General features: G+C 67.3%; 17 protein-coding genes. 12 read left to right on the forward strand and 5 right to left on the reverse strand.

Annotated elements, in window-relative coordinates:
• Positions 1 to 2 precede the first annotated feature (2 nt).
• Complete coding sequence (gene rhmD / locus V5740_RS11525) at positions 3 to 1,190, reverse strand: L-rhamnonate dehydratase (RefSeq protein ID WP_347302622.1); 1,188 nt, start codon at positions 1,188 to 1,190, stop codon at positions 3 to 5.
• A 139-nt stretch (positions 1,191 to 1,329) separates the two neighbouring features.
• On the opposite strand from rhmD, the gene V5740_RS11530 reads away from it, so the two are divergent.
• Together V5740_RS11530 and V5740_RS11535 are read left to right on the forward strand one after the other, a co-directional pair.
• Positions 1,330 to 2,163: an IclR family transcriptional regulator gene (locus V5740_RS11530; RefSeq protein WP_347302623.1), complete on the forward strand. Its 834-nt coding sequence runs from the start codon at positions 1,330 to 1,332 to the stop codon at positions 2,161 to 2,163.
• A gap of 29 nt (positions 2,164 to 2,192) precedes the next feature.
• Positions 2,193 to 2,960 carry an SDR family NAD(P)-dependent oxidoreductase gene (locus V5740_RS11535; protein WP_347302624.1) on the forward strand — a complete coding sequence of 256 codons (768 nt, stop codon included), beginning with the start codon at positions 2,193 to 2,195 and terminating at the stop codon, positions 2,958 to 2,960.
• A gap of 290 nt (positions 2,961 to 3,250) precedes the next feature.
• Here V5740_RS11535 and V5740_RS11540 read toward each other — a convergent pair whose 3' ends face one another.
• The 4 genes from V5740_RS11540 to hemE are packed head-to-tail and all read right to left on the reverse strand — an operon-like array spanning position 3,251 to position 7,526.
• Positions 3,251 to 4,033: a FadR/GntR family transcriptional regulator gene (locus V5740_RS11540; RefSeq protein ID WP_347302625.1), complete on the reverse strand. Its 783-nt coding sequence runs from the start codon at positions 4,031 to 4,033 to the stop codon at positions 3,251 to 3,253.
• A 43-nt stretch (positions 4,034 to 4,076) separates the two neighbouring features.
• Positions 4,077 to 4,661, reverse strand: coding sequence for an ADP-ribose pyrophosphatase (locus V5740_RS11545; protein ID WP_347302626.1), 585 nt, complete (start codon positions 4,659 to 4,661; stop codon positions 4,077 to 4,079).
• Positions 4,658 to 6,448: a DUF885 family protein gene (locus V5740_RS11550; protein WP_347302627.1), complete on the reverse strand. Its 1,791-nt coding sequence runs from the start codon at positions 6,446 to 6,448 to the stop codon at positions 4,658 to 4,660. The genes V5740_RS11545 and V5740_RS11550 overlap by 4 nt, the downstream gene beginning before the upstream one ends.
• Before the next feature lie 49 nt (positions 6,449 to 6,497).
• Positions 6,498 to 7,526 (reverse strand): uroporphyrinogen decarboxylase, encoded by a 1,029-nt coding sequence (hemE, locus tag V5740_RS11555; protein WP_347302628.1) that lies wholly within the window; start codon positions 7,524 to 7,526, stop codon positions 6,498 to 6,500.
• Positions 7,527 to 7,822: 296 nt separating this feature from the next.
• Between hemE and V5740_RS11560 the strand changes: the two genes are divergently transcribed.
• The 10 genes from V5740_RS11560 to V5740_RS11605 all read left to right on the forward strand — a co-directional run bounded on the left by V5740_RS11560 (position 7,823) and on the right by V5740_RS11605 (position 16,373).
• Positions 7,823 to 8,674 carry a pyruvate, water dikinase regulatory protein gene (locus V5740_RS11560; RefSeq protein ID WP_347304513.1) on the forward strand — a complete coding sequence of 284 codons (852 nt, stop codon included), beginning with the start codon at positions 7,823 to 7,825 and terminating at the stop codon, positions 8,672 to 8,674.
• Positions 8,675 to 8,684: 10 nt separating this feature from the next.
• Entirely contained in the window at positions 8,685 to 9,272 is a 588-nt protein-coding gene (locus V5740_RS11565; RefSeq protein ID WP_347302629.1) for a Maf family protein, read from the forward strand.
• Positions 9,269 to 10,126: a shikimate dehydrogenase gene (locus V5740_RS11570; protein WP_347302630.1), complete on the forward strand. Its 858-nt coding sequence runs from the start codon at positions 9,269 to 9,271 to the stop codon at positions 10,124 to 10,126. The genes V5740_RS11565 and V5740_RS11570 overlap by 4 nt, the downstream gene beginning before the upstream one ends.
• On the forward strand, positions 10,123 to 10,749 hold the full coding sequence (gene coaE, locus V5740_RS11575; protein WP_347302631.1) for a dephospho-CoA kinase: 627 nt from the start codon (positions 10,123 to 10,125) through the stop codon (positions 10,747 to 10,749). Before V5740_RS11570 ends, coaE begins: the two co-directional genes overlap by 4 nt.
• Before the next feature lie 7 nt (positions 10,750 to 10,756).
• The gene (gene dnaQ / locus V5740_RS11580) at positions 10,757 to 11,455 is read left to right on the forward strand and encodes a DNA polymerase III subunit epsilon (protein WP_347302632.1); all 699 of its coding nucleotides are present in this window, start codon (positions 10,757 to 10,759) and stop codon (positions 11,453 to 11,455) included.
• Positions 11,456 to 11,541: 86 nt separating this feature from the next.
• Entirely contained in the window at positions 11,542 to 12,111 is a 570-nt protein-coding gene (gene raiA / locus V5740_RS11585; protein ID WP_347302633.1) for a ribosome-associated translation inhibitor RaiA, read from the forward strand.
• Between the two features lie 75 nt (positions 12,112 to 12,186).
• Complete coding sequence (locus tag V5740_RS11590; RefSeq protein WP_347302634.1) at positions 12,187 to 12,648, forward strand: PTS sugar transporter subunit IIA; 462 nt, start codon at positions 12,187 to 12,189, stop codon at positions 12,646 to 12,648.
• Positions 12,649 to 12,972, forward strand: a complete 324-nt coding sequence (locus tag V5740_RS11595) for a DUF1491 family protein (protein ID WP_347302635.1) — start codon at positions 12,649 to 12,651, stop codon at positions 12,970 to 12,972.
• 228 nt (positions 12,973 to 13,200) lie between these two features.
• Positions 13,201 to 13,836, forward strand: coding sequence for a cell wall hydrolase (locus tag V5740_RS11600; RefSeq protein ID WP_347302636.1), 636 nt, complete (start codon positions 13,201 to 13,203; stop codon positions 13,834 to 13,836).
• Positions 13,837 to 14,027: 191 nt separating this feature from the next.
• The gene (locus V5740_RS11605; protein WP_347302637.1) at positions 14,028 to 16,373 is read left to right on the forward strand and encodes a TonB-dependent receptor; all 2,346 of its coding nucleotides are present in this window, start codon (positions 14,028 to 14,030) and stop codon (positions 16,371 to 16,373) included.
• Positions 16,374 to 16,415: the final 42 nt, after the last annotated feature.

Consider the following 16,415-nt stretch of genomic DNA (forward strand, 5'->3'; position numbering starts at 1 on the left):
CCTTATCGCTCGTAGGGGCGGTGCAGGGGCACGTCGCGGTTCAGTTCCACGCCGAAGCCCGGCTTGTCGAGTTCGCTGGCGCGGATCTTGCCGTTCACCGGCACCGGCTCGCCCAGCAGCTGCGGCGCGAACATCGGCACCACTTCCGTCGGCCCCGGATGCATCATCAGGAATTCGGCGAACGGCGAGTTATGCCGGGTGATGACGAAGTGGTAGGAGTAGACGGACGATCCGTGCGGCACCATCATCACACCCTTGCTGTCGGCGTAATTGGCGATCTTGATCAGTTCCGTCACGCCGCCGCACCAGCCCACGTCGGGCTGGATGATGTCGCAGCATTCCATGTCCATCAGCATGCGGAAGCCCCAGCGAGTCGCCTCATGCTCGCCGGTCGTCACCAGCAGGCCCTTGGGCGCGTTCTTCTTGAGCTGCGCATAGGCCCAGTAATCGTCGGGGCTCAGCGCCTCCTCGATCCACTTCAGCCCGCATTCGTGATAGGCGCGGTGAGCGAGGCGGGTGGCGTAGTCGATGTCGAGCGCCATCCAGCAATCGTACATCAGCCAGAAATCGTCACCGACCTTGGCACGCATGTCCGCCAGCAGCTCGATGTTCTTCTGCATGCCTTCCAGCCCTTCGGCCGGGCCGTGATGCAGCGGCAGCTTGCCGCCGATGAAGCCGAGTTCCTTGGCGACGTCAGGCCGCGCGCCGGTGGCGTAGAACTGCAGCTCGTCGCGTACGGCGCCGCCCAGCATGTGGTACACCGGCTCGCCGCGCAGCTTGCCCAGCAGGTCCCACAGCGCCAAGTCCACGCCGGAGATGGCGTTGATGACCAGGCCCTTGCGGCCATAATACTGGGTGGAGAAGTACATCTGGTCCCAGATCTTCTCGACCTCGACCGGGTTGCGCCCTTCCAGGAAGCGGGCGAGGTGCTTTTCCACGATGTAGCAGGCCGGCTCGCCACCGGTGGTCACCGCGAAGCCGATCGTGCCGTCCTCGGCCTCGATCTCCACCACCAGCGTGCCCAGCACGTTGATGCCGAAGCTCTGCCGGCTCTGGCGGTATTCGGGATACCGGCTCATCGGCGTGGCGATGTGGTCGTCGATCCAGTGGCCGCCGGGCTGATCGTGGTAATCGGCGCCCTTGCCGCGCGCCACGAAGGCACGGACATGCTTGATCCGGGGTAAATTCATGCTGGCAGTCTCCCCCTCAACCCTTTACTTCCCACATCGTGGGATGGCAGTTCGTCCCGTAATCATGTGACCGGTATCACCGCGCGACAAAACGATGAAGGCCTTGCGGCTTTCACATTATGGGATAGGGTATTATTAGATGGAAAATGCCCAGTCAATCGACTCCCTGGCACCCGCGCACGAAAGTGACGAGACGGACGCGAAGGGCAATGGCCGGGTGCCTGCGGGCAGCCAGACATTGCTGCGCGGCCTGGACGTGCTGGAAGCTGTCGTCGCCGGCCCCGTCACGCTGAGCGATCTGGCAGGTGGTCTGGGCCTGACCCGATCGACCACGCACCGTCTCGCCAATGCGCTGATCGAACGCCGCTATCTCTCGGTCGCGCCGGGGCGGGGTTACCAGCTTGGACCCAAGCTGCTGGAACTGGGCTTCCAGGCGCAGCAGCAGATCGATCTGGTGCAGGTCGCGCATCCGCGGCTGGAACAGCTGGCGGAACGCACCGACGATACCGTCCACCTGGGCGTGCGCGACGGTGACCGGGCGCTGTATCTCGACAAGATTCCGGGCCGGCGGCGCATCGCCATCAGCAGCCGCGTCGGCGACCGCCACCCGTTGACCGCCACCGGCCTTGGCAAGGCCATGCTGGTCGACGAGGGGGAGGGCGACTGGCACAAGCTGTTCGCCAGCGATCAGGCGGGCGGTGCCGTGCCGATCGAATGGGACATCTGGCTGGAACGCATGCGGCGCTACGTCGCCGATGGCCGTGCCTACGACCTGGAGGAGAACGAGGACCAGATCCGCTGCGTTGCCGCGCCGATCCGCGACGTGCGCGGGCGCATCGTCGGCGCGCTCAGCGTATCGGGCGCGGCGCAATACATGGATGACGGCCGGATGGAGACGCTGACCCGCGACGTGGTGGATACCGCCCGCCAGGTCAGCCGCGACCTGGGCTGGAACGGCATTTCACCCACCTGACCATTCCAATTTTTCCAAGGAGAGAACGCATGACCCGCCTGCTTGAAGGCAAGACCGTGCTCGTCACTGGCGCATCCGCCGGCATCGGCCGCGCCGCCGCGATCGGCGCCGCGCGCCATGGCGCCGACGTCGCCATCAATTTCAGCCGCGACACCGCCGGCGCCGAAGCCGCGGTGAAGGAGATCGAGGCGCTGGGCCAGCGCGGGCTGGCCGTTCAGGGCGACGTGTCGGACCCGGAAACCGCCACCGCCTTCGTCAAGGCGGCGACCGATGCGTTCGGCAAGGTCGACGTGTTCGTCAACAATGCCGGCATCTGCCCCTTCCACGCCTTCCTGGACATGCCGGTCGAGACGTTCGAGCGGACGATGCGCGTGAACCTGCACGGCGCCTACTTCATGGTGCAGGCGGCCGCGAACCAGATGGTGAAGCAGGGCCATGGCGGCGCGATCATCGCCGTCTCCTCCATCAGCGCGCTGGTCGGAGGCGAGTACCAGACGCACTACACGCCGACCAAGGCAGGCCTCCATTCGCTGATGCAGTCCACCGCCATCGCGCTGGGCCGGCACGGCATCCGCTGCAATTCCGTGCTGCCCGGCACCATCCTGACCGACATCAACAAGGATGACCTCGCCGACATGGACAAGCGCGAGCGGATGGCCGCGCGCGTGCCGCTGGGCCGCCTGGGCGAGCCGGACGATCTGGCCGGCCCGATCGTGTTCCTGGCGAGCGACCTTGCCAAGTACGTCACCGGCGCATCGCTGCTGGTCGATGGCGGCGCCTTCGTGAACCTCCAGTAGAGACTACCTTTCCATCGTCATCCCGGCTTGACCCGGGATCCCGCTGCTTGACGCCATGCTGCGAAGAACAGGCGGGACCCCGGATCAGGTCCGGGGTGACGACCGGGGAGGAGTTGATGCGGCGACTAAGCGCTTTCCTACACCCCCTGACGTGTGCCTCATGCGGCTCATGCACCACCGCACCCCTGCCCTCGATTCATCGCGATCCGCCACCGGGATGCAGGGCGTCGCGGTTGGCCGGAGCGGGCGCGGGAGGTGTCAACTTAGTGTAAACTTCGGAAGAAGATTTCCTACTCGATCGTATGCGCCAGACGGGCGCGACGGGTGAGGGAGGCCTGCCGCGCCTCCTCGATCGCGCGTTCTTCCGTGGCGAACAGCAGGCTGTCCAGCACGGCTGTCAGATGCGCGCGCATGGCCGCGCGCGCGCCGGCAGGATCACCTGCCTCCAGCGCGTGCAGGATGGCGGTGTGCTCGGCCACGACCGGCTGGATGTTGGCCGCACGCGCCTTGGCATAAAGCAGCGCCGTCTCGGCCGAGGCGGCACGCAGCGACCACAGATCCTCCACCATCCGCAGCAGCGCCGCGTTGCGACTGGCGCGGGCGATGGTCAGGTGAAATTCGCGGTCCGCGCTTTCCGTCCCGGCATTGCGGGCATTCTCCTGCGCGATCCCGTCGACTAAAGTGGCAAGCTGCGCCAGTTCCTCCGTCCCGATCTGCGCCGCGGCGAGTGCGGCGACCTCCGGCTCGATCAGCAGGCGCGCCTCGGTCACCTCGAACGCGCTGACACCGAAATCCGCCGGCTGCGCCCCTTCGTCAGGGACCGCGCACAGATAGGCGCCGGACCCGATCCGCACCTCGATCATGCCCTGCACTTCCAGCGCAATCAGCGCCTCGCGCACCGTGGGACGGCTGACATTGTAGCGCTGCGCCAGCTCGCGTTCGGGCGGCAGGCGGTCACCCGGACGGTATCCGGCGGCGGCGAAGTCGGCCAGCAGCGCGCGGGCGAGTTCCTGATACAGGCGATCCCGCCGGGCCGGCCTGGATTCCCCGTCTGCGATGTCCGCATCGTTCATGAGCGGAACCATGCGCGGCGGCGCGATACTTGAAAAGGGGCAATCATGCGTCGCGCGGGGCGGGCCACAGTTCCGGATGACGCAGCAGCAATGCCTGCGCCAGGATCAGCGTCTTGGCGTCGGCCAGCGTGCACCCCAGCACCATCGCCCGCAATTGGTCCAGCCCGACCTCATGCACCGTGATGCACTCGTTCTCGCCCTCTGCACCGCCACCGATGCCGCAATGCCCGTCGATGTCATAGGGCGCGAGGTAGAGCTGCACCCGTTCGGTCGAGATCGGCGGGATCGGCCAGATATTGCCGACCGGCTCCAGGGTGCCGAGCCGGACGCCGGCTTCCTCCCATGCCTCCTCCGCAATGCGCCGGTCGGGCGCCATGCCGTCGAGCCCGCCGGCGATCGCCTCCAGCAGCGGCGCCTCGCCGGCAAAGATCACCGGTGCGCGCGGCTGGCTGACGAGCAGGCACACGCGCCGGGCGGTGTCATAGGGCAGCACGGCGACGGCGCTGCCATTGTCGAGCAAATGGCGTTCCACCAGCGCGCCATCCGGCAGGACCACGGCGAGCCGGTCCAGCCGGTACCACCCGTCATAGACCCGCGTGGCATCGACGATGCGCGCCTCCCCGCTCATGCACCCTCCGGGAACACGGCCGGTCCGCCGGCGGCGATCCAGCGGTCGATCTCCGCCTCCAGCACCGGCAGCGGCACGGACCCCATGTCGAGCACGAGATCGTGGAAGAACCGCTGGTCGAACTGTTCGCCCAATGCGGATTCCGCATCCGCCCGTTTGCGGCGCAAGGTCAGCTCGCCCAGCTTGTAGGCGAGCGCCTGTCCCGGCCAGCTGATGTAGCGGTCCACCTCCGTCTCCACCTCCCGGTGCGACAGAGCGGTGCGGTCGGCGAGATAGGCGATCGCCTGCTCCCGGCTCCAGCCATAATGGTGGACGCCGGTATCGATCACCAGCCGTGCGGCGCGCCACATCTCGTAGGTCTGGCGGCCGAACTTCTCGTATGGGGTGCGGTAGATGTTCATCTGCTGCCCCAGCCATTCGACATACAGGCCCCAGCCCTCGCCATAGCCGCTGAAATAGGTCTGCCGGCGGAAGGCGGGCCGCTCCGGCCCTTCCAGCGCGATCGCCGCCTGCAGACTGTGGCCGGGATTGCATTCGTGCAGCGTCAATGCGGCGATGTTGTAGAGCGGGCGGGACGGCAGATCGTGCGTGTTCATCCAGCACGCTTCCAGCCCGCCGCGCCCGGCGGTGTAGAACGGCGCGATCGCATCGGGCACCGGCAGGATGGTGAAGCGGTAGCGGGGCAGGCGGCCGATCACGTTCTTCAGCTCGCCATCGGCCCGCTTGGCCACCAGCGCGGAATAGCCCAGCAACTCGTCCGGTGTCCGCGCGACGAAGCGTGGGTCGGTGCGCAGGAAGTGCAGGAACTCGGCAAAGGTGCCGGTATGCCCCGCCTCCGCCATGGTCTCCTGCATCTCCGCCTCGATCCGCGCCACTTCGGCCAGGCCCATGCGGTGGATCTCCTCCGCCGACAGGTCGGTGGTGGTGTATTCGCGGATCTGCGCGGCGTAATATTCCGGTCCGTCAGGCAGGTCGCGTGCGGCAAGGGTGGTGCGGGTGCCGGGGAGGTATTCGTCCCTGAAGAAATCCAGCAGTGATCCATAGGCGGGAACTATGGTCTGAGCGATCACCTCTCGCGCCTCGGCCTGCAATCGCCTGCGCTCCGGCTCCGGGATGGTCGCCGGCATGGTCGCAAAGGCGGTCCAGAACGGATTCGCCTCAATATCGGGCACCGCATGGGCGGCAATGGACGCGTCGCGACCGGCCAGCGTTACCCGCGGCACGCTGAAGCCGCGCCGCAGACCGGCGCGCATATTGGCGGTCTGTTCGGCGAAATAGCGCGGTACGTCACGCATCCGGCCCAGATAACGGCGGTATCCGGCGGCATCGCCGAACGGGCGCTGCGATGCGATGCCGGCCCAGAAATTGCTGTCGGCGTTGAGCGGCATCTCCCACCCGCGATAGCGGCCATCGGCGACAAAGGCTTCCAGGCTGGTGCGCAGCACGGCGGCATTGATCCGCTCGGGCGGGGAGAGCTGGTCTGGCGGAATCGCGTCGAGCTGCGCCAGCACGTCCTGCCAATAGGCCTGCCGTTCCGCCTGCGCGCCAGGATCGACCCGCGGCAGGTGGTCGGCCGGTGCATCACCATTCGCGCCATCATCGATCCGGGCGAATTGCTGCTGCCGCCAGGTCCATTCGCGTTCGTACAGCGCGCGCAGGCGCTCATCAGCACTGGCCGTAGCCGGTTCCTGTTGGGCCGCCGCGGGAATGGCGGCCAACGGCACGGTCAGGGCAAGGGCGGCAAGGAGGAAACGCAAGGGCAGGGGACTCCGGCAGACATGCTGCATTGCAACCCTGCCTGCCTGCCCGCCTTCACCGCCGGGCACAAGCGTGCCGCTACCCCCGCTGCCATCCGCGCACGGCGGCGAGCAGGCGCTCCACGTGCGGGATCGGCGTCTCCTTGTCGATGCCGTGCCCCAGGTTGAAGACATGCGGTCGCCCGGCAAAGGCATCCAGAATGGCGGCGGTCTGTCGCTCCAGCTCCGGACTGCCGGCAAGCAGCAGCAGCGGGTCGAGATTGCCCTGCACCGGCATGTCCGCCGGCAGCGCACGCGCCGCCCAGACGGGATCGACCGTCTCGTCCACGCCGACCGCCTGCACACCGGTCTCCCGCGCATAGGCGGGCAGCTTCGCGCCCGCGCCCTTGGGGAAGCCGATCACCGGGACACCGGGGCAGCGCGCGCGGAAGGCATCGACGATGGCCGCATTGGGCGCGATCACCCAGCGTTCGAACTCGGCGGGCGCCAGGCTGCCGGCCCAGCTGTCGAACAGCTGCACCGCCTCCGCCCCCGCCTCAGCCTGCCGCACCAGATATTCGACCGTACAGGCGATGATCGCATCGACGATGGCCTGCACCGCGGCGGGATCGCGATAGGCCATGGCGCGCGCGGCATGCTGGTCGCGGCTGCCCTCGCCCGCGATCATGTAGGTGGCGACGGTCCAGGGCGACCCCGCAAAGCCCAGCAGGGTCACCTCAGGGCTCAATTGCTGCCTGACCAGGGCGACGGTGCGGTACACCGGATCGAGGCGCTGTGGCACGGCCTCCAGCGCCGTCAGCGCGGCATCCACCAGCGGGGGCGACAGCTTCGGCCCCTCGCCGGCCAGGAATTGCAGGTCCTGGCCAAGCGCGTGCGGCACGACCAGGATGTCGGAGAACAGGATCGCGCCATCCATGCCGAAGCGGCGGATCGGCTGCACCGTTACCTCGGCCGCAGCGGGTGAATCATGCACCAGCGCCAGGAACCCGCCCTTGTCCGCCCTGAGAGCGCGATATTCGGGCAGGTAACGTCCCGCCTGGCGCATAAGCCAGACCGGTCGGCGGGGGCCATTGAGCCCGTTCAGCGTGTCGAGAAGCAGGCCGGGCATGGATGGTCCACTATAATCCTAGATTCGATTCAGGTTGCTGGAGTCTGTTGGCCCTGTGGAAAACGGGGACAGCCGCGCCCTGCACCATTTTATCCCGGGGAACCAGCCGCAGTGACTCGGCGCGACTCCCGTCATCCCCTGAGTCGAGTCGAGTCTTTCCGCCTTATCCCCAGCCTGTGGAGGGAAAACTGCCGCTGTGCATTTGGCGACGTGCGAATCAGCGGGCAGCGGGGATGGGCCCCCATGCCGAACTTGTCCCCAGACCTGTGCCGTGGTTTATGCCTGGGATTGTCCACATGGCCCTGCACCTGCACCTTCTCTCCGATTCAACCGGCGAAACGCTGGAGATGATCGCCAAGGCTGCGCTCGCCCAGTTCGAGAATGCGCGCGTGGTGCGCCATTTCTGGCCCATGGTCCGCAGCCAGCAGCACCTCGACCGGATCGTGGAGGAATTGGCGCTTCACCCCGGCTTGGTGCTCTATACCCTGATCAATCCCGACAATCGCGCCCGGCTGGAAGAACGCTGCCGCGCATTGGGCATCGGCCATGTCGCGCCGCTCGATCCGGTGACGGGCGTGCTGGAGGGGTATCTGGGACAGATCGCCGGTGGCCGGCCGGGCCGCCAGCACGTGATGGACGAGGCGTATTTCGCCCGTGTCGACGCGATCCAGTTTACCATCGCGCATGATGACGGCATCGGGTGGGAGGAGTGGGAGGAGGCGGACATCCTGCTGGCGGGCGTTTCCCGCTCGTCCAAGACGCCGACCTCCATCTACCTCGCCAATCGCGGCTACAAGGTCGCCAACATCCCGCTGGTGGTGGAAAGCCCGCCCCCGCCGCACCTGTTCGCGCTGAGGAACCCGCTGGTCGTGGGGCTGACCACCGCGCCCCGGCGTCTGGTGGAGATCCGCCGCAACCGGCTGCTGTCGCTGAACGAGACGGTCGAGACCTCCTATGTCGATCAGGACCGGGTGGAGGAGGAGGTCGCCCTCGCCCGCCGCATGTTCGCCGACAATGGCTGGCCGGTGATCGACGTCACCCGCCGCTCCATCGAGGAGACCGCGGCCGCGATCATCAAGCTTTACCAGGAGCGTGAGGCGCGGATCGCGGAAGGGCGGCAGGCAGGACCCGGTCCCCGGCCCATATGATCGCGCCCCGATGATCGTCCTCGCCTCCGGCAGTGCCAGCCGCCGCGCCATGCTGTCGGCGGCGGGCGTATCCTTCACGGTGACGAAGCCTGTCGGCGTGGACGAACGCGCGCTGGAGGCCGGCCTCGCCGGGGCGGCGCCGCCGGATGTCGCGCGGGCGTTGGCGAGTGCCAAGGCTGAGGCAGTATGGGCGCAGCAGCCCGGCGCGCTGGTGCTGGGGAGCGACTCCCTGGTGGTCGTCGCCGGGCGCCGGTTCGACAAGCCGGCGAGCCGGGCTGAGGCGGCGGAGCACCTGCGCTTCTTCTCCGGCCAGGAACTGCAGCTGCATTCCGCCGCCGCCCTGGTGCGCGGTGGCCAGCCGGTCTGGAGCCATGCCGCGCTGGCGAGGCTGCAGGTGCGCGCATTGAGCGAAGCTTTCATCGAGGCCTATCTCGTCGCCGAATGGCCGGAGATCGGCCATTGCGCGGGCGCGTTCCGCATGGAGGGGTTGGGGGTGCAATTGTTCGAGACTGTCGCGGGCGACCAATTCACCATTCTAGGCATGCCGCTGCTGCCGGTCCTCGGCGCCTTGCGCGAACAGGGAGAGTTGGCGGCATGATCCCTTACGCAGAGGTGATCGGCGATCCGATCGTGCAGTCCAAGTCGCCGGTGATGCACGGCCACTGGCTGGAGCGTGCCGGTATCGCGGGCGAGTACCGCCGTTGCCTGGTCACGGCGGAGGGCTTGGGCGATTACCTCGCCGAACGGCGCGCCGACGCGGCATGGCGTGGCTGCAACGTGACCATGCCGCACAAGCTGGCGGTGCGGCCGCTGCTGGACCGCGTGACCCCGCTGGCGGAGCAGATCGGCGCGGTGAACACGATCCTGCGGGCGGAGGACGGTACGCTGACCGGTGACAACACCGATGCGCCCGGCTTCATGGAGCCATTGCGACCCCTGCTGGCCGAACCGCACCTGTTCCGCATGGCGCGGGTGCTGGGCACCGGCGGTGCCGCACGCGCGGTCGTGACGGGGCTGGCGGCGGAGGGGTTCACCATCGTGCTCGCCGGCCGTGATCCGGCCAAGGCACGCGCGCTGCTGGATGAACTGGTGCCCGATGGAGAGCATCACGCGGTCGACCTGGCCCATTTCGCCGATCCCACCGATTTCGAGTTCGACGACCGGCAGGGCCTGCTGGATCTGGTGGTGAATGCCAGTCCGCTGGGCATGGCCGGGCAGCCGCCCTTGCAGCTCGACATCAGCCACGTGCCGCCGGCCAGCGTGGTCTACGACGTGATCACCTCCCCCGTGCATACGCCCCTGCTGGTGGAGGCGGAGGCGGCGGGGCTGCGGACAGTGGATGGCCTTGCCATGCTGATCGGGCAGGGTGCGGTCGCCTTCCGGCTGTTCTTCGGCGTGCAGCCGGTGCGCGACGATAATGATGCGGAGCTGCGCCGGCTGCTGACCGCGTGACCACCCGTCGCCCGTTCGTGCTGGGCCTCACCGGCTCCATCGGGATGGGCAAGTCGACGGTTGCGGCGATGTTCGCCGAGGCCGGCGTGCCGGTGTTCGATGCTGATGCAGAAGTGCGCCGGCTTCAGGGTCCGGGCGGTGTGTTGCTGCCGAAGATCGAGGCGGCGTTCCCCGGCACGACCGGGGCGGCGGGGGTGGACCGGCAGTTACTGGGCGCGGCGGTGTTCGGCGATGATGCGGCGCTCGCCCGGCTGGAGGGGATCGTCCACCCGGCGGTGCGTGCATCGCGTGCCGCCTTCTTGGAAGCGCATGGCGCCGATCCGCTGGTCGTGTTCGACATTCCGCTGCTGTTCGAGACCGGCGGGGTGACGGATGTGGATGCGGTCGCCGTGGTGTCCGCCCCGGCGGACGTGCAGCGGGCGCGGGTGCTCGCGCGCCCCGGCATGACACCCGAAAAGCTGGCCGCAATCCTGGCGCGGCAGATGCCCGATGCCGACAAGCGCGCCCGCGCCGATCACCTGATCGACACCGGCACCAGTCATGAAGAAACGCGCGCCGCCGTCCGGGCTCTGGTGGAGAAGCTGACAGGCCCGCTTGCCAGCCCGCCGCTCGCGGGCGCATAGGCCCGCCATGCGCGAGATCGTGTTCGATACCGAAACCACCGGCGTGGACCCGGCGACCGGCGACCGCATGGTGGAGATCGGCTGCATCGAGCTGGTCAACCGCATCCCGACAGGCCGCACCTATCACGCCTACTTCAATCCGGGCCGCCCCATGCCGATCGAGGCGGAGCGCATCCATGGCCTGGGCGACGCGTTCCTGGCCGGGCAGCGCCTGTTCCACGAACATGTGCTGGAGCTGATCGACTTCCTGGGCGATTGCCCGCTGGTGGCGCACAATGCGCAGTTCGATTTCGGCTTCCTCAATCACGAGCTGCGGCTGTGCGATCATCCGCTGGTGGCGATGGACCGCATGGTGGATACGCTGGCAATCGCCCGCCGCCGTCACCCGGGCGCCAAGCATTCGCTGGATGCGCTGTGCAGCCGTTACGGCATCGACCGCAGCCACCGCGTGCTGCACGGCGCGCTGCTCGATGCCGAGCTGCTGGCGCAGGTCTATGTCGAGCTGACGGGCGGGCGGCAGATCGGGCTGTCGCTGGCGAGCGAGACGGCGCAGGCCCTCGCTGTCGAGGCAGCCAGTGCCGTCAGCGCCTTCCAGCCGCGCCGCCGCGCCTACCGCACGCCCCGTCCGCATGGGCCAACGGCAGAAGAGCTGGCACGGCACAAAGCCTTCGTCGGCACGTTGTCTTCACCACTCTGGACGCAATAAGGGCGGCGGGCGCATACTGGTCACAGCTTGCCACCGCCGACTCCGTTGCGGCCGGGTGACAACAGACCAAAGGAGTACCCCCACCCATGGAGATCCGCGTGTCCGGCCACCAGATGGATACTGGTTCGGCTCTGCAGGAACATGCCACCGACCGGCTGGAGGCGATCGCTGAAAAGTATTTCAGTCGCGCTTTGTCCGCCACGGTGACCTTCGGCCCGGCGCCCTCCAGCGCCTATTCCTGCGACATTGTGATGCATGTGAACCAGGGTCTGATCCTGAAGAGCCATGGATCGCAGACCGACGTGCACCAAGCGTTCGACCAGGCGGCCGACAAGGTGGAGAAGCAGCTGCGCCGCTACAAGCGACGGCTGACGGATCGCCACCAGCAGGCCGACTTCGCCATGGCGGAACAGGATGCCGCCTACACGGTGTTCGCGGCTGAGGAGCCGGAAGCCGAGGTGGTGAGCGACGCGCCGCCGGTGATCGCCGAAACCCGGATCGACGTGCCGGAAGTCAGCGTGTCCGACGCCGTGATGCTGCTGGACCTGCGGCATACGGTGGCGCTGTTCTTCAAGAACGCGGGTACCGGTCGGCACAACATGGTCTATCGCCGCGATGACGGGTCGATCGGCTGGGTGGAGCCCGCGCGCACCTGACGTCACACCGTTCCCGGCCGGACCGCCCGCGTCCGTCATTTGCGCGAGCGACCGGCCGGCCCTACAGGGCGCGCCATGACCGCCTATTTCAGCCTCAAGCCGGAGGCAATCAGCCTAGCCACCCTGCCCGACAAGGCCGCCGTTCTGGACGCCCTGGCCGGACAGCTGGCGGGTGCATGGGCCCTCGATCCGGCGCTGGTGCTGGATGCGCTGGAGGAACGCGAACGGCTCGGCAGCACCGGTTTTGGACGGGGCGTCGCCATGCCGCATGCGCGCATACCTGGCCTTGCGCGGCCTGTGGTGGCGGTGATCCGGTTGGGCCAGCCGCTCGACTTCGCGGCGGCCGACGGGCTGCCGGTCGTGCTGGTCTTCGGCCTCCTCTCGCCGACCAATAGCGGCGCCACTCACCTTCATGCCCTGGCTGCCTTGTCCCGCCTCGTGCGGGACGAGCGTGTGCAGGAGGCACTGCTCGACGCTCCGAACGCGGAGGTACTGTATGGTATCCTCGCCAACGCCGTCGATCGTGACGTCGCCTGAATGGAGGCGCGACTTCCTGCGCATCTGGAGGTCGGCGGGCTGATCCGCGCGGTGGAGGCAGCCGGCGGGTTCGCCACCGTGCTGCATCGGGGGGAGCGGGAGGCCGGCACGATCATGCTGGTGCTGAGCGAACGGGGCACACCGGCGCAGGCGTACGAACGGATGCCGCAGGCGGATGGCACCCGCCGGTGGTTGCCGAGTCGGGCGCAGAACCCGGAAGATCCACGGGATTTCTGGGACTGGTGCGCGCGCCGCCACCGGCAGGATAGCGATTTGTGGGTGCTGGAACTCGATGTCGCGGATGGGCAACGCTTCATCGCCTGATGTTGCCACATTGCCGCCGCATAGATTGACTCTGCGCTAACCAGGCGTAAACGCGCCTCCACTTCGGCAGCGCAGGCGGTTCGGGGGCGGCAGGATGCCGGTCTGGATCAGCGCGCAGACGGGGGGTGGCCGCCAAGCCGCCGGATGGACGTCTTGCGCGCGGATCGCTGTGCCGATGTCTTCTCGTGCGACTTGGGCAGGTGCCCACCGCCTTGAGCATCGGGATAAATGTCTTTCTTCTCTGCCCGCGCCCGGGTGACCGCCCTGGCGCTGACACTGCTTACTACTCTGTTCGGCGCCGCCGGTTCCGGCGCTTTTGCCCAGGATGATCTGAGCATCCAGGCACAGCCCGTCACAGTCGTGCCGCCTCTGCCTGCCGAGGCCGAGCCGCTGCCGCGCTTCACCGCGGAGCCGGTGATCCAGGCACTGCCCGAACCGACCGAGGCCGAAAGCCTGGCCGAACTGGTCGCCACCCTGCCGACCGAAGCCGATCTTTCCGACGAGATGAAGTGTCTGGCGCAGGCCATCTACTGGGAAGCCCGTGGCGAAGACCTGGACGGACAGCTGGCCGTGGCACAGGTCATCATTAACCGCACCGAGACTGGCCGCTTCCCCGGCAATTATTGCGGCGTGGTGACGCAGCCGGCCCAGTTCTCCTTCGTTCGCGCTGGCCGCATTCCGGCGGTACGTGCCGGGTCGCAGGCTTGGCACCGGGCGAAGGCTATTGCCCGCATCGCGCATGACGCACTGTGGGACAGTGAAGTGGGCGATGCCCTGTATTTCCATGCCCGCCGGGTTCGCCCTTCCTGGGCGCAGACGAAGCTCGCCCGCGGCACCATCGACAGTCACATCTTCTACCGCTGAGCGCATTGGCGCGCTGCCCAGCGCTGCCTTGCCGCCGATCACGCCGCCGCACCCCTCGTGCCGCGGCGTGTCTGCGGTTACGCGGCGAGGATGATACGCTGAACAAACTGTTGCGACGTAGTCGCAATATTAGCTTTGCAACTGCGAATGGTTCGTAGTAGCGGCGCCTCCGAAATCTTCAGGGGGTTCCGATGTCCGCTACACGTACCGTTCCGTCCTATCTCGCGCTCGGTTGCGTCGGCGCGCTGGCGTTCACCCCGCCGACGCATGCGCAGCAGGCGGACCAGCCGCAACGCCTTGGCACCACCACGGTCACCAGCACCGCCATCGATGACGACGAGGTGAAGGTCGAAGAAGCGGAATCGCCCAAGTACACGCAGCCGCTGCTGGACGTGCCGCAAACGATCACCGTGCTCAGCAACACGACGCTCAGGCAGCAGAACCTGCTGACCCTGCGGGAGGCGCTGACCACGATCCCCGGCATCACCTTCGGCGCGGGCGAGGGTGGGGGTGGCTACGGCGACAGCATCAACCTGCGGGGGCAGAGCGCGACCAACGACCTGCAGATCGACGGCGTGCGTGACAGTGCGCAATATAGCCGGTCCGACACCTTCAACCTGGAACAGATCGAGGTCGTGAACGGGGCGAACTCGGTCTATGCCGGCTCCGGGTCGATCGGCGGGACGATCAACCTCGTCACCAAGCGGCCCAAGGCTGACGACCTGACTATCGTGTCCGGCGGGATCGGCACCAACGAGTTCTTCCGCGGTACGATCGACAGCAACATGCGCGTGTCCGACACGATCGCCGTGCGCCTGAACGTGACGGGCCATCGCAACGATGTCGCGGACCGGGATGTGGAGCAGTCCGAACGCTGGGGCATCGCGCCGTCCGTCACTTTCGGCATCGACACGCCGACCAGCCTGACGCTGCTGTACCAGCACCAGGAAGACCAGAACACGCCGGTCTATGGCGTGCCCTACTACTCCGCGCTGGGCGGGCTGCTGCCGGGCGCGAGCTATAGCGGCTATTACGGGTACAAGGATGTCGACCGGCAGGACCAGACCATCGACCTCGCGACCGCGATCCTGGACCACCGGATCAGCGATGCGTTCTCCGTCCGCAACCTGTTCCGCTTAAGCCGGATCGAGGCCGACATCGTAGTGAATCCGCCGCAGGGCGCCTACTGCCTGGCCAACCGGACGACGATCGCCGGAGTCCCGTGCCCCGCCGGCCAGCAGGCCGGGCTCTTCTATCCGTCCGGCCCACGCGGCACGACGCGGCTGACCGAGACGGAGCTGCTGTACAACCAGCTCGACCTGATCGGCGAATTCGACACTGGCGGGATCGGCCACAATCTGACGCTGGGCGTGGCCTACACGACCGAGGATTATCACATGGACAGCGGCAATTCGCTGCGCAATCCGGGCGGCGCCACGCCGAACCCGGCGCTGCCGCCGATCAGCATCGCCAACCCCGATCCGGTCTATGGCGGCCCGGTCAATTTCGTCCGCAATTCCCGCCAGCAGGGCACGACCAACAACATCGCGGTCTATCTGTTCGACGCCATCGAACTGGCCGAGCAGTTCGAAATCAATGGCGGCATCCGATGGGAGCGCAACGAGGCGCGGTTCCGCAGCGACACCGTCACCACCGGCGGCGCCATCACCGCTGGGCGGGATCAGGTGAACAATGACGACCTGTTCAGCTACCGCATTGGCGCGGTGTTCAAGCCGGTGCCCAATGCCAGCCTCTACGCCGCCTATGGCAACAGCCGCACGCCGACTTCCGCCTCCGTTCGTGGCGGGTGCGGCATCGCCACTGCGGAGCAGGCGCTGATCGGCGCCGAACCATGCGGGGTGGAGCCGCAGGAAGCGAAGAACTACGAGATTGGCGGCAAGGTCGACCTGTTCGATGCCGACCTGCAACTGACCGCGGCGCTGTTCCGGAACGAGCGGACGAACTATCCCGTCACCAGCAACGATCCGTCGATCGGCAACCTGCAGGTGCTGGACGGCCGCAACCGGGTGGACGGCATCGCACTGGGCGCCAGCGGGCGGATCACACCCGAATGGACGATCTTCGCCAACTACACCTACCTCGATACGGAGGTGCTGCAGTCGGTGTCGAACTACTGCCTCGCCAATCCGGGCAGCAGCTACACGCCGATCGGTACGACCACCCCGGTGGTCTGCCCGCTGGTGGATGCGCAGGCCGGCAATCCGCTGACCAACAATCCCGAACATTCGGGCAGCCTGTTCACCACCTATACCCTGCCGTTCGGCCTGCAGGTGGGCTACGGCCTCACCTACCAGGGCAGCTTCCTGCTGAGCAACACGACCGATCCGTTCATCAAGTCGGACGACTGGATGACGCATCGTTTTTATCTCGCCTACACCATGGACAATGGCCTGGCGGCGCAGCTGAACGTGCAGAACGCGTTCGAGGAGCGGTACTTCACCGGCATCCGCAACAATGGCTGGGCCGTGCCGGGCGAAGGTCGCTCCGCCGTGCTGACGCTGAGCTACAGCTACTGATCGCCGCTTCTATTGCGAGGTGATTGCATGTAAGCAGTCGTC

The organism is Croceibacterium sp. TMG7-5b_MA50, from assembly GCF_039830145.1.
In the GTDB taxonomy this organism is placed as follows: Bacteria; Pseudomonadota; Alphaproteobacteria; order Sphingomonadales; family Sphingomonadaceae; genus Croceibacterium.

Coding starts and splice junctions, on each gene's coding strand:
- rhmD (WP_347302622.1), bottom strand. CDS start 1,190: ATGAATTTACCCCGGATCAAGCATGTCCGTGCCTTCGTGGCGCGCGGC.
- V5740_RS11530 (WP_347302623.1), top strand. CDS start 1,330: ATGGAAAATGCCCAGTCAATCGACTCCCTGGCACCCGCGCACGAAAGT.
- V5740_RS11535 (WP_347302624.1), top strand. CDS start 2,193: ATGACCCGCCTGCTTGAAGGCAAGACCGTGCTCGTCACTGGCGCATCC.
- V5740_RS11540 (WP_347302625.1), bottom strand. CDS start 4,033: ATGAACGATGCGGACATCGCAGACGGGGAATCCAGGCCGGCCCGGCGG.
- V5740_RS11545 (WP_347302626.1), bottom strand. CDS start 4,661: ATGAGCGGGGAGGCGCGCATCGTCGATGCCACGCGGGTCTATGACGGG.
- V5740_RS11550 (WP_347302627.1), bottom strand. CDS start 6,448: ATGCAGCATGTCTGCCGGAGTCCCCTGCCCTTGCGTTTCCTCCTTGCC.
- hemE (WP_347302628.1), bottom strand. CDS start 7,526: ATGCCCGGCCTGCTTCTCGACACGCTGAACGGGCTCAATGGCCCCCGC.
- V5740_RS11560 (WP_347304513.1), top strand. CDS start 7,823: ATGGCCCTGCACCTGCACCTTCTCTCCGATTCAACCGGCGAAACGCTG.
- V5740_RS11565 (WP_347302629.1), top strand. CDS start 8,685: ATGATCGTCCTCGCCTCCGGCAGTGCCAGCCGCCGCGCCATGCTGTCG.
- V5740_RS11570 (WP_347302630.1), top strand. CDS start 9,269: ATGATCCCTTACGCAGAGGTGATCGGCGATCCGATCGTGCAGTCCAAG.
- dnaQ (WP_347302632.1), top strand. CDS start 10,757: ATGCGCGAGATCGTGTTCGATACCGAAACCACCGGCGTGGACCCGGCG.
- raiA (WP_347302633.1), top strand. CDS start 11,542: ATGGAGATCCGCGTGTCCGGCCACCAGATGGATACTGGTTCGGCTCTG.
- V5740_RS11590 (WP_347302634.1), top strand. CDS start 12,187: ATGACCGCCTATTTCAGCCTCAAGCCGGAGGCAATCAGCCTAGCCACC.
- V5740_RS11595 (WP_347302635.1), top strand. CDS start 12,649: ATGGAGGCGCGACTTCCTGCGCATCTGGAGGTCGGCGGGCTGATCCGC.
- V5740_RS11600 (WP_347302636.1), top strand. CDS start 13,201: ATGTCTTTCTTCTCTGCCCGCGCCCGGGTGACCGCCCTGGCGCTGACA.
- V5740_RS11605 (WP_347302637.1), top strand. CDS start 14,028: ATGTCCGCTACACGTACCGTTCCGTCCTATCTCGCGCTCGGTTGCGTC.